The sequence below is a fragment of the Desulfuromonas carbonis genome, from assembly GCF_054658035.1.
In genome coordinates this window covers 296,791-308,599 of record NZ_BAAHXR010000003.1, presented here as the reverse complement: position 1 = coordinate 308,599, position 11,809 = coordinate 296,791, and the positions used below count along the sequence as shown (strand labels likewise).

Here is an 11,809-nt window from a genome sequence, read left to right as displayed (position 1 = left end):
AAGGAGAGACTTATGAAAGTAGCAATCTTCACCGGCGGGCTCTTGATGTTTCTCGTCCCCCTGGCCCTGGCCGCCGAGCCGGCAACGCAACCGGACGAGATGGACCGGATCAACTACAGCCTCGGCTATCAGATCGGCGGCGACCTGAAACAGCAGCAGGTTGATATCCGTGAGCAGATGCTGCTGCAGGGGATGCGGGATGCCATGCAGGGAGAACCGACGCTGTTGACCCAGGACGAAATGAAGCAAGTCCTGGTAGCCCTGAAAAAGAAGGTCCTCAAACAACAGGGGGTGCAGCGGGAACAGACCCTGCGTGAGGGGCGGGATTTCCTCGTCGCCAATGCCAAACGGGAAGGGGTAGTTGCGCTGCCGAGCGGGCTTCAGTACCAGGTTCTTGTCCCCGGTCAGGGAAAACAACCCGGACCGGACGATCGGGTTAGAGTGGAATACCGCGGCATGCGCCTCGACGGGCAGGAATTTGACCGCTCTGCAGAAGGGGCGCCGGTGGAGTTTTCCCTGAGCCAGGTCATTCCCGGTTGGCGCGAAGCCTTACCGCTAATGGCCGAAGGGGCGAAGTGGAAGCTGTTCGTGCCGCCCGATCTGGCCTTTGGCGAACGCGGACCCCTGGCCGATCAGACGGTGATTTTCGAAGTCAAACTGGTAAAAGTTCTCGGTCAGACAGCCAAGCCGTAGCTTTTGTGGGAATGCGGATCACTTATTCGGTTTAGCGGAATGGAAAAGGGAGATGCTAAAAGGAGCTGACAGGGGAGATGGTTGCAGTCAAGGGTGGTTGTTTTCAGATGGGGGACACCTTTGGTGACGGCGATAGCGACGAGAAGCCGGTGCACAAGGTTTGCGTCGATGATTTTTGGATCGGCAAGACCGAGGTAACGCAAGGGCAGTGGCATCGGCTGATGGGGAATAATCCATCGTACTTTTCGGGTTGCGGTGACGACTGCCCGGTGGAGCGGGTGAGCTGGTGCGACGTGCAGGAGTTTTTGTACAAGCTGAATCAACAGACGGGGAAAAACTTCTGGCTGCCGACCGAGGCCGAATGGCGCCGGACGCAGACCGGAGCGCGATTGACTGTGCATCGGGGCTGTGAAAAGGGGGCTGGGCACTCTTCTGAAAGTGTCAGGAGTTATTATGCGTATTCCGAGCCAAACTTTCCACCGATTCCGATGCAAACTTGCCAGTCATTCCGACGCAAGGTTTCCACCCGTTCCGATCCAAACTTTCCAGTTTGAGCGGAAGAGGTCGGTGAATCTGTCAGACTGATCAAAGTTCTCGCGACGCTGGGTAACCGCGGGGTACAACCTTCTGGACTTTTTCCAGGAGGTGGTCCCATTGGCACACACGAGGTTATCCATGCGCAAGATCAAGGACGTTCTGCGTCTGCATTACGAAGCCGGCCTGACACAGCGGGCCATCGCCCGCTCCGTCGGCACGTCACACACCACGGTGGGCGAATTTCTGAGACGCGCCGCTCACGCCGGGTTGTCTTGGCCGCTGCCAGAGAATCTGGACGAAACCCGACTTGAACAGTTGCTCTTTCCGCCAGCGCCAGTCATTCCCGCCGACCAGCGCCCCATGCCCGACTGGGCGACCATCCATCAGGAACTCAAGCGCAAGGGCGTCACCCTGGGGCTGCTCTGGGAGGAATACCAGAACAGCCATCCCGAGGGGTATCGCTACAGCCGTTTCTGCGATCTGTACCGTGAGTGGTCCGGCAAACTGCGTCTGTCGATGCGTCAGGTGCACAAAGCCGGCGAGAAGCTGTTTGTCGACTACACCGGCCAGACCCTGCCGATCGTCGACCGCCGCACCGGCGAGATCCGCGAAGCGCAACTGTTCGTCGCGGCCCTGGGGGCGAGTTCCCAGACGTTTGCCGAAGCCACCTGGACCCAAGGGCTGCCGGACTGGATCGGCTCGCATGTCCGGGCCTTCTCCTTCTACGGCGGAGTGCCCGAGATCGTTGTTCCGGACAACCTGAAAAGCGCCGTCTCCAAACCCTGCCGCTACGAACCGGACATCAACCCCACCTATGCGGAGCTGGCCGCTCACTATGGCTGCGCGGTGATTCCGGCGCGGGTGCGCAAACCCAAAGACAAGGCCAAGGTCGAGGCGGCGGTTCTGGTCGCCGAGCGCTTCATCCTGGCGCGGCTGCGCAACCGTACCTTCTTCAGTCTGGCCGAGGCCAACGCCGCCATTCGGGAGCTGGTGGAGCACCTCAACCGGCGCCCCTTCAAGAAGCTTCCCGGCTGCCGCCAGCAGCTCTTCGACACCCTGGAACGTCCGGCTCTGAATCCTCTGCCGGCGACCCCCTATACGTTCGCCGAATGGCGCCATGCGCGGGTCAACATCGATTACCATGCCGAAGTCGACCACCACTACTACTCGGTCCCGTATGTGCTGGTGAAGCAGCAGCTCGACGTGCGCCTGACGGCGACCACCGTCGAATTTCTGCACAAAGGGCAACGGGTGGCCTCCCATGTCCGCTCCTCTGAGCGCGGTCGCCACACCACTCTCGGCGAGCACATGCCCAAAAGCCACAGGGAGTATGCCGAATGGACGCCGCAGCGCCTGGTTTCCTGGGCGGCCAAAACCGGACCGCACACCGCCGCCTTGGCAGAGAAGATCCTGGCCTCACGGGCCCATCCCCAGCAGGGCTACCGCAGCGTCCTGGGGCTGATCCGGCTGGCCAAGACCTACACGCCCGAGCGCCTGGAAGCGGCCTGCCAGCGGGCCCTGGCAACAAACGCCTGTCGCCTCAAGAGCGTCGCCTCGATCCTCAAAACCGGACTGGACCGCCAGTCGCTCCCCGAGTCCACCGAATCCCAACTCTCATTGCTGCCGAGTCACGACAACATCCGCGGCGCCGGCTACTACCACTGACCAAGGAGACCACCATGCTCAGCCACCCCACCGACGACAAACTGCGCGCCCTCAAGCTGACCGGCATGCTCAAGGCCCTTCAGGAACAGCGCCTTAGCGAGACCGCCGATGCCTTGAGCTTCGAGGAGCGCCTCGGCCTGCTGGTCGACCGCGAGCAGACCGAGCGCGACAGCCGCCGGCTCACCACTCGCCTGCGCACGGCCCGGCTGCGTCAGAGCGCCTGCATCGAGGACCTCGACTGGAGGGCACCCCGGGGACTCGACCGCGACCTCGTGCTGGCGCTGGCCGGCGGTCGCTACCTCGCCAAGGGCCACAACATTCTCATCACCGGCCCCACCGGCGTCGGCAAGAGCTACCTCGCCTGCGCCTTGGCTCACAAGGCCTGCCGCCTCGGCTGCAAGACCCTCTACCTGCGCCTGCCCCGCTTCCTGGAGGAACTGGCCCTCGCGCGGGCCGACGGCCGCTACCCCAAGATGATGGATAGAGTCGCCAAGACTCAACTGCTCGTCCTCGACGATTGGGGGCTCGCCCCCATGACCGCCGCCGGTTGCCGCGATCTGCTCGAAATCCTCGAGGACCGCCACAATCTGCGTTCGACCCTGATCACCAGCCAGCTTCCGGTCGAAGCCTGGCACGACTACCTCGGGGATCCGACGGTCGCCGACGCCATCCTCGACCGCCTCATCCACAACGCCTACCGGCTCACCTTGAAAGGAGAATCGATGCGCAAACGGCGATCCCAGCTTGACCCGATCGGCAACTTGGCGTAAGACAAAAACTCCAGCGTCGCTACGCTCCGATCACTGGCAACTTTGCCTTGGAACGAGTGGCAACTTTGCGCTGGAACGGCTGGCAACTTTCATCGGAATCCGCAGTTATTAGGCATTCCCGAAGACCAGACCTGAAAAATAGTCGTCCCTGCCTGGTGGAGCGACCCCTTTTGCATTGACCTCGTTCCCTGACTCACCTATCCTTTGGGTGCCATTCTTATCATGGAAGGAGGGGGATGCATGGAGAAGGAACACGTGGAAATATTGCTGGAAGACATCCGTGGAAAATTCGAGCTTGTGCTTGAGGGGCACTCCGCCTTGCGGGCCGAGTTGCACGAATTCCGGGAGGAGTCGAACGAGAAGCATGACCAGACTGCCTATTTACTCAGGAAGGTAGCCGCAGAACTGTCAGCCCACCGCGCCGATACCGAGGCCCACCCCGTCTACAAGGTGCGTGATTAGATAGGCCGGAAGGGGACAAGGCTGACTTCGCAGAAAAGTAGCCCCCTGTTCAGGACTGTCACAATTGAACGCAAGAAGCCGCCCCTCGCGAGGCGGCTTCTTGCGTTGCGGATTTTCTATTCCCTTTAACGGATCTTCAGTACGATCTTGCCGAAGTGGGAGTCCTCTTCCATCATCCGGTGCGCTTCGACCACCTCGTCGATGGTAAAGACCCGCTCGATGATCGGGACGATGGAGCGGTCGGCGAACTTGGGGAGGGCGCGCCTGGTGAACTCGGCGACGATCTCGGCCTTTTCCGGTACCGGGCGGGAGCGCAGCACCGAGCCGATGATCTGCTGGCGCTTGACCATCATCAGGGCGAGGTTGAGTTCGGCCTTGATGCCGGAGATGACGCCGATGATCACCAGTTTCCCTTTGTAGCCCAGCGAGTTCATGTTCGGCGCGAGATACTTGGCGCCGACGTGGTCGAGGATCAGGTCGACCCCCTTCTTGCTGGTGAACTCCTTCACCGCCTCGGTGAAGTCGGGGGTGGTGGTGTAGTCGATCACCAGGTCGGCGCCGAGGTTTTTGACCCGTTCCATCTTGCCCGGGTTGGCGGTGACGATCTTCTTCACGCTCGGGGTGAGGGCCCTGGCGAGCTGCAGCGCGGCGGTGTTGACGCCGCCGCCGCCGCCGTGGAAGATCGCGGTCTGGCCGTCTTTCAATTCGCCGATCATGAAGACGTTCAAGAAGGCGGTGATGTACGATTCGCAGACGCAGGCCGCCTCCTCGAAGGACATACTTTCGGGGATGCGCATCAGGTGGCTGGCGTAGGCGACGGCGTATTCGGCGTAGCCGCCGCCACCGACCAGGGTCATCACCTTGTCGCCAACCTTCCAGCCGTTGACGCCGGCGCCGAGCTCGGCGATGATGCCGGCGACCTCGAGGCCGAGGATCTCCGAATCGCCCGGCGGCGGCGGGTATTTCCCTTCGCGCTGCACCAGGTCGGGACGGTTGATGGAGGTGGCGACGACCTCGATCAGGACTTCGCCCTCTTTCGGTTTCGGGGTAGCGACCTCGCCGACCTTGAGGACATCCAGGCCGCCGAAGCCGTCGAGCAGAACTGCTTTCATCATGATCTCTCCTAAACAGGGAATGACAGCTTGCGTTGGCAAACGGTGGTGTCGATTATAGGACATTCGCCGCCTGATTCAACCGCTTTCTCGGTTTCCATGCTTGCCGCGGCGGGGCATGGCGGCTAGAATGGGCCGATATTCACTCTTCCCGCTCTGGAGGATTCATGCCCCGTCAATGGAAATGCACCGTCTGCGGCTACCTGCACGAAGGGCCGGAACCCCCGGAAAGCTGCCCGCGCTGCGGCGCTGACCGCAGCGAGTTCATCCCCCTCGAACAGGAGAAATTCAACCTGCTGCGCGATCTCTGGGAGACGCTGGTGGTGCATGCCGTGGCCGCCCACTTCCCGAACGGGTTGATGCCGGTGGCCCTCCTCTTTTTCCTCCTCTCCCTGGTCAGCGTCAATCCCCATTTCGGACCGGCGAGCGGCTACCTGGTCCTGCTCGTGGTCGCCGTGGCGCCGATCTCCCTCGCCTCGGGAATCTACGACTGGCGCAAGCGTTTCAAGGGGACGCCGGCGCTGATCTTCTACAAGAAGATCGGGCTCGCGATACTCCTCTTCCTGCTCGGTCTCGGCGCGATCCAGCTGCGCCGCAGCCATCCCGAATTCGCCGACGCCAGCGTGCTGATCCAGCTCCTCTACGGAGTGGTTCTCTTCGCCATGCTCGGCTGCGTGACGCTGCTCGGCCACTACGGCGGCAAGCTCGCCTTCAAGTGGAAGGACAATCAGCTCTAACGCCGGTCGCTTGACATTGGTGGCGGGGTGCGGGTACAAAGACCCGGGCGCCGACCATGGCGGCCCCAACCGTAAGCGGAGGCCGCAGCATGAAACAGGACATCCCCGAAAAGGGCGCCATCATCCAGCGCGACCGCGAACACTACGGCGTCGCTCCGCACATTCCCGCCGGCTTGACCGACGCCGCCACCCTGCGCCGCATCGCCGCTGTCGCCGAGCGCTACCAGGTCGCCCAGATCAAGCTGACCAGTGCTCAGCGCATCGCCCTGCTCGGCTTTGCCGAAAGTGATCTCGATGCGATCCTCGCCGACCTCGGGGAGGCGCCGGGTGCCACCATCGGCCTTTGTGTCCGTTCGGTCAAGGTCTGCCCCGGTACCGACCATTGCAAGCGCGGCCAGCAGGATTCGACCAGGGTCGGGCTGGAGATCGACCGGCGCTACCACGGCATGCAGCTCCCCTGGAAGTTCAAGATGGCGGTCTCGGGGTGCATGAATGACTGTGGCGAGGCCTGCATCAAGGACGTCGGCCTGATCGGCACGCCCAAGGGGTGGCACCTGATGGTCGGTGGCAACGGCGGCAGCCAGCCACGTCTCGCCCACCGCCTGCTCGAACACCTCCCCGACGATGCAACCGCTCTTGCCGCCGTTGACCACGTCGTCAACTGGTTTCGGGTCCAGCAGCGCAAGTGCCGGCTCGGCAAGTTTATCGACGAGATGGGGTTTGCGGCATTTCGGGAGGAGGTGCTGCAGGGGTGGGAGGAATAAGGCCGACCACAGGAAAAGGTGAAATTGGGGCGCAGCCGGCAGGCCGCGCCCCAATTTGTTTAGCGGTCGCCAGCGGTGTCGGGATTGCGGATGAAGCGGTAGCCGCGGCCGCGCACGGTGATGAAGTGGCGGGGGGTGCCGGGATCGGCTTCGAAGTAGCGGCGCAGGCGGACGATGAAGTTGTCGAGGGTGCGGGTCTCGGTGTCGGGGGCGATCCCCCAGACCCCTTCGAGGAGCTCGGCCCGGGAGAGGATTTCCCCCTCGCGGCGAAAGAAGAGGCGCAGCATCCGCACCTCGAGGTCGGTCAGCCCCAGCTCGCCGCTGGCGGTCAGCGCCCTCCCCTCTTCAAGATCGATCTGGTTGCCGCCAAAGGTATAGTGGGTGGCCTGGCTCGCCTGGTGATACCAGGCGGAGCGGCGCAGCATCCCCTTGACCCGGAGCAGGAACTCGTCGAGGGAAAAGGGCTTGGTCAGGTAGTCGTCGGCCCCGGCCGCCAGGCCGGTGATACGGTCCTTCTCCTCGCTGCGGGCGGTCAGCATCAGCACCGGCAGGCGCGGGTCAATGCGGCGCAGGCGCCGACAGACCTGAATGCCGTCGATCCCGGGGAGCATCAGGTCGAGGACCACCAGGGCAAAATCCTCCCGCACCAGGCTCTCGATCGCCGCCTCGCCGGTGGTGACATGCACCACCTTGAAGCCTTCCTCTTCGAGGTTGAAGATCAGCCCCCGGGCGATACTCGGTTCGTCCTCAACCAGCAGCACGCTCGGTTTCTTCATGCGGTCTCCTCCTGCGGGATCTTCCCGGTGAAGAGGGGGAGGCGGATATGAACTGTCGCCCCGGTGCCGGGGCCGGCGCTTTCGATCCAGACCTTGCCGCGGTGGAGGCGGACCACGGTGCGGACGATGAAAAGACCGAGCCCGGAGCCGCGGATCGATTCGTTGCTGGCGCGGATCCGGTAGAACATTTGGAATGCCTTTTTCAGGTGACGCCGGTCAAAGCCCTTGCCGGCGTCCCTGAATTCGAGGTGCGCCCACTGCTTGTCGCGGTAGAGGGCGACGTTCAGTTGCGGTGGCCCGGAGGAATAGAGGAGGGCATTCTCCAGCAGGTTGCGCAGCACTGTTTCGAGGCTCTCGGGTTCGATATTTGCCTTGAGGTCCGGCTCGATGTCGAGCTCCATGGTGCCGGCTCGGGGGAGCGCGTATTTGTGGGGGCGCAGGTAGTTGCCGATGAATTTCGACAGATCGACTGGCCGCAGGTCGAGGCGCAGGTCGCGCTGCTCCAGGCGATTGGCGGAGAGGAGGTTGTCGATCAGGGTACCGAGCCGGGCGGTATCGCCGAGCATGGTGTCGACGAAGGTCTGCAGCTTCTGTGGCGGCGGCTGGCGGCGGCGGATCGTTTCGAGGTGCAGTTGCAGCGAGGCGAGGGGGGACTTGAGCTCGTGGGTGACCTGGGCGATGAAGTGGCGTTGGGCGCGGTAGAGGGAGGCCTGGCGTCGCCAGAAGAGGAAGATGACGTAGACACCGGCGAGGATTGCCGCCAGCAGCGCGATCCCCTCGACGAGGATGAACCAGTCGATGCCGCCCTGCAGCAGCTCGGGGCTGTACTTGGCGGCGAGGTCGCGGATCTTCTGGTGGCTCTCGACGAACCAGACGATCCAGAGAATCAGCAGCACCAGCCAGATCAGCTGGATGGCAATAAAGGCAAAAAGCGGATTGATCAGGCGTCCGAGGCGTCGCATGTCCCTTCCTTACCACGGGCCGACAGGACCGAACAAGAGGAATTTCGGTAACTTTTACACAACTATTACAATCCGTCCAGCGTCCTTTTGCTACAATGGCACTCGTTGGTCGACCGGCGTAGCAAAACGCCCGGCCCCCCAAGGAGCAGTCAATGATCAAGTCCCTCACCATCGGCAAATACACTTCCCGCTTCCCGCTGATCCAGGGTGGCATGGGCGTGCGCGTCTCCGCCGGCAACCTCGCCGGACATGTCGCCCGCTGCGGCGGCATCGGCCTGGTGGCGACCGCCGGCATCGGCCTCAACAGTGCCCATTACGATGGCAGCAATTTTTTCACCGCGGACCCGGCAGCACTCAGGGATGAGATCGCCAAGGCCTACCAGATTGCCCCGGACGGTATTGTCGGCACCAATTGCATGGTCGCCGTCACCAATTATGAGGCGATGGTGCGTGCTTCCTGTGAAGGGGGCGCCAAGCTGATCGTCTCCGGCGCCGGTCTCCCCCTCAACCTCCCCGAAATTACCGCCGACTTTCCCGAAGTCGCCCTGGTGCCGATTGTCTCTTCGGTCAAGGCGGCCGAACTGATCGCCCGCAAATGGGCCAAGTTCAACCGTCTCCCCGACGCCGTCGTGGTCGAGGACCCGGATACCGCGGGGGGGCATCTCGGCGAAAAGCTGGAGAAAATCGGCAGCGGCGAGTACGACCAGTACGCGACGGTACGTGGCGTCAAGGCCTACTTTCGCGAGGCCTGGAACGTCGAGGTCCCGGTGATCGCCGCCGGCGGTATCTGGGATCGCGCCGACCTGCTCCATGCCCTGGCAGAGGGGGCGGACGGGGTACAGATGGCAAGCCGCTTTGTCTGCACCGAGGAGTGTGATGCTTCCGATGCCTTCAAACAGATGTATCTCGATTGCCGGGCCGAGGATATCGGCCTGGTGATGAGCCCGGCGGGGCTGCCTGGCCGCGCCATCGTTGCCAATGTCGATGCGATCCGCCAGCGTGATCTTGACTTCGACCTGGTCTGCCCCAGCGGCTGCCTGCGCAAATGTACTTACAAGGCCGGGCAGGAGCGGTTCTGCATCGTCCACGCCCTCGACCGGGCGCAGCGCGGCGATGTCGAAACCGGCCTGGTCTTCTGCGGCACCAATGCCTGGAAGGCTGATCGCATTACCACCGTGCAGGCGATTTTTGACGAACTCTTCGATCTCGCCGATGGCGTTTTGGAAGAGCAGGCGGTGAACGGCTGAGACTCTATTGCTCTGCGACGAACAAAAGGCAGGCCCGCGGGCCTGCCTTTTGTTCGTCGGGGGGAGGGCGATCAGTCGTCGCGGCGTTTCTGAAAACGGCGGACCTCCTTGTGAATCGCCCGCCATTTCTGCCGCTGCACCGCCTCCGCCGAGGAGGTGGCACGCCGGTTGAGATATTCCAGCTCCTGCTGTTGGCGCTGAAAGCTGGCCAGGCGCTGCGGGGCCAGTTCGCCGGCGGCAGCCGCCGCCAGGACCGCGCACCCCGGTTCCTGCTGGTGCCGGCAGTCGGCGAAGCGACAGCCGGCCGCCAGGCTGTGGATCTCCTCGAAGGTATCGGCGAGAACCGTCTCCTCGCCAAACAGCTGGAGTTCGCGCATCCCCGGGTTGTCGATCAGCAGCCCGCCGCCGGGGAGCAGGAAGAGTTCCCGGTGGGTGGTGGTATGCCGCCCCTTGCCGTCACTGGCGCTGATGGCGCCGGTCGGCTGCAACGCATGACCGGCGAGGCGATTGAGCAGGGTCGACTTGCCGACCCCGGATGAGCCGAGCAGGGCGACCGTCTTGCCAGGCGCGAGGTAGGGGTCGAGGGCCGCGAGGCCGCTGCCGGTGGCGGCGCTCAGCAGGTGGACCGGCACCTCGCCGGCGATGGCAGCGACCTGGTCGCGGAACGATTCCGGAATGGCGCAGAGGTCGGCCTTGTTAAGGACGATGGCCGGCCTGGCGCCGCTCTCCCAGGCCAGGGTCAGGTAACGTTCGAGGCGGCGCAGGTTGAAGTCCCCGTCGAGGCCGGTGATGATCAATGCCGTATCGATGTTGGCGGCGAGAACCTGCAACTCGGCCCCCCCGCGACTCTGGCGGCGGCCGGCGGCGACCCGGGCGAAGCAGCTGCGCCGCGGCAGCAGGGCGCGGATGACTCCCGACTGTCCGGGGGCCGGCAGCGTGCAGGCGACCCAGTCGCCGACCACCGGTGGTTCGCGCCGCAGCTTGCCGGGGAGCCGGGCGTCGATCTCACCGCAATGGCCGAGCAGGGTGTAGAAATCGCGGCTGGCACGGGCGACCCGTGCGGGAACGAGCAGGGGGTCCGCGAGGCGTGCCAGGTCAGCGGCAAAAGTCTGGTCCCAACCGAGTTGTTCGAGTTCCATCAATTCTCCCAAAGCTCCGGATCTATCCGCCTGCTGTTCCCTGGCGGCGAGTCTAGCAGAATTCTGCGCCGGCGACCAGTTCCACCGTTGCGCGACCGGTATGCTATTATAATTTCCATTCGCTGCCGATTTCATCGTGCCCATCCGGCAAAGTCAGGCCGGCGGCGCTGGGGTTGGACAGGATTGGGGCAGAAATCCAATCGCAGGTCCTGATAGTCTTCCATTGTCGAACTGGTGCGGCGCCGGTTTCCGGTGGTCCGCCAAAGGAGGGTTCTGATGTGGCGCAAGGAAGGGGTTCTCCCCGAAACGGAACTGAAGGCAGCATTGCGCGAGGCGATCCAGACCGAAAAGGACGCCATGGATTACTATCGCTACGCCGCCGAGCAGATGCACAACGAGAAGGCCCGCCTGACCTTCAAGGTCCTGGCGGGGGAGGAGAGGGAGCATGCCCGGACTTTTTATCAGGCCTATGCCTGGCCCGACCTGGAGCCTTTTGAGACCATCATCGAGGCCCCGCCGAACACCGCTTCCTCCTGGTGGCAGGCCCTGCAGCAGGCGATCCTCGGCGGTTTTGACGAACGGCTGGCCCTCGCCCTGGCGATTGAGCAGGAACGGGCCCTGGAGGACCGTTTGCGGGCCATGGCGGAACGGGTCGGCAATCCGCAGGTGCAGGCGGTCTATCTGGCCAACGCCAACATGACCCACCATCACCTCGAGGTGATTCGGGAGGACTACGCCACCCTGCGGGAAATTTACCACTGAGGCAGGCGATGGGGTGGGGGGCTTTCCGGGGGCTTGCAGTCGGCGGCGATTTGCCGGAGCATGGTTTTTCGTTTGAGTTAAGCCGCCTGATTGGCTAGGATGGAAACCCTTCTGGACCCGACACCCCTCCCGGCCAGCTCCTCTGCCGGAAACCGGGACCGAAGTTCATTGCAGGCCTGCCAG

General features: G+C 63.3%; 13 protein-coding genes. 9 read left to right on the top strand and 4 right to left on the bottom strand.

Translation table 11 applies throughout. The features are described 5' to 3' along the window. The first annotated feature begins 12 nt into the window (after nt 1–12). From ACYQ8E_RS08445 to ACYQ8E_RS08425, 5 genes are all read left to right on the top strand, one after another. On the top strand, nt 13–693 hold the full coding sequence (locus tag ACYQ8E_RS08445) for an FKBP-type peptidyl-prolyl cis-trans isomerase N-terminal domain-containing protein (protein ID WP_066728282.1): 681 nt from the start codon (nt 13–15) through the stop codon (nt 691–693). A 77-nt stretch (nt 694–770) separates the two neighbouring features. Continuing rightward, nucleotides 771–1,247, top strand: coding sequence for a formylglycine-generating enzyme family protein (locus tag ACYQ8E_RS08440; RefSeq protein WP_066728280.1), 477 nt, complete (start codon nt 771–773; stop codon nt 1,245–1,247). 121 nt (nt 1,248–1,368) lie between these two features. Continuing rightward, on the top strand, nt 1,369–2,895 hold the full coding sequence (istA, locus tag ACYQ8E_RS08435; protein ID WP_066723643.1) for an IS21 family transposase: 1,527 nt from the start codon (nt 1,369–1,371) through the stop codon (nt 2,893–2,895). A 14-nt stretch (nt 2,896–2,909) separates the two neighbouring features. Next, nucleotides 2,910–3,665 (top strand): IS21-like element helper ATPase IstB, encoded by a 756-nt coding sequence (gene istB / locus ACYQ8E_RS08430; RefSeq protein ID WP_066723645.1) that lies wholly within the window; start codon nt 2,910–2,912, stop codon nt 3,663–3,665. Between the two features lie 240 nt (nt 3,666–3,905). Beyond that, the gene (locus tag ACYQ8E_RS08425) at nt 3,906–4,127 is read left to right on the top strand and encodes a hypothetical protein (protein WP_066728278.1); all 222 of its coding nucleotides are present in this window, start codon (nt 3,906–3,908) and stop codon (nt 4,125–4,127) included. A gap of 125 nt (nt 4,128–4,252) precedes the next feature. Here the strand turns inward: ACYQ8E_RS08425 and ACYQ8E_RS08420 are convergent, their stop codons facing one another. After that, nucleotides 4,253–5,239, bottom strand: a complete 987-nt coding sequence (locus ACYQ8E_RS08420; RefSeq protein WP_066729862.1) for an NAD(P)H-quinone oxidoreductase — start codon at nt 5,237–5,239, stop codon at nt 4,253–4,255. Between the two features lie 167 nt (nt 5,240–5,406). Here ACYQ8E_RS08420 and ACYQ8E_RS08415 point away from each other — a divergent pair, with 167 nt between their 5' ends. Beyond that, entirely contained in the window at nt 5,407–5,976 is a 570-nt protein-coding gene (locus ACYQ8E_RS08415; protein WP_066728276.1) for a rubredoxin-like domain-containing protein, read from the top strand. Between the two features lie 89 nt (nt 5,977–6,065). Next, complete coding sequence (locus ACYQ8E_RS08410; protein ID WP_066728274.1) at nt 6,066–6,740, top strand: nitrite/sulfite reductase domain-containing protein; 675 nt, start codon at nt 6,066–6,068, stop codon at nt 6,738–6,740. 59 nt (nt 6,741–6,799) lie between these two features. Here ACYQ8E_RS08410 and ACYQ8E_RS08405 read toward each other — a convergent pair whose 3' ends face one another. Then, on the bottom strand, nt 6,800–7,516 hold the full coding sequence (locus ACYQ8E_RS08405; protein WP_066728272.1) for a response regulator transcription factor: 717 nt from the start codon (nt 7,514–7,516) through the stop codon (nt 6,800–6,802). Further along, nucleotides 7,513–8,478, bottom strand: coding sequence for a sensor histidine kinase (locus tag ACYQ8E_RS08400; protein ID WP_066728270.1), 966 nt, complete (start codon nt 8,476–8,478; stop codon nt 7,513–7,515). Before ACYQ8E_RS08400 ends, ACYQ8E_RS08405 begins: the two co-directional genes overlap by 4 nt. Before the next feature lie 152 nt (nt 8,479–8,630). On the opposite strand from ACYQ8E_RS08400, the gene ACYQ8E_RS08395 reads away from it, so the two are divergent. After that, nucleotides 8,631–9,725 carry an NAD(P)H-dependent flavin oxidoreductase gene (locus ACYQ8E_RS08395; protein ID WP_066728268.1) on the top strand — a complete coding sequence of 365 codons (1,095 nt, stop codon included), beginning with the start codon at nt 8,631–8,633 and terminating at the stop codon, nt 9,723–9,725. Between the two features lie 71 nt (nt 9,726–9,796). On the opposite strand, the gene rsgA is transcribed toward ACYQ8E_RS08395, so the two are convergent. Next, nucleotides 9,797–10,864 (bottom strand): ribosome small subunit-dependent GTPase A, encoded by a 1,068-nt coding sequence (gene rsgA, locus ACYQ8E_RS08390; protein WP_066728266.1) that lies wholly within the window; start codon nt 10,862–10,864, stop codon nt 9,797–9,799. Between the two features lie 276 nt (nt 10,865–11,140). Here rsgA and ACYQ8E_RS08385 point away from each other — a divergent pair, with 276 nt between their 5' ends. After that, complete coding sequence (locus tag ACYQ8E_RS08385) at nt 11,141–11,626, top strand: ferritin family protein (protein WP_066728264.1); 486 nt, start codon at nt 11,141–11,143, stop codon at nt 11,624–11,626. Nucleotides 11,627–11,809 lie beyond the last annotated feature (183 nt).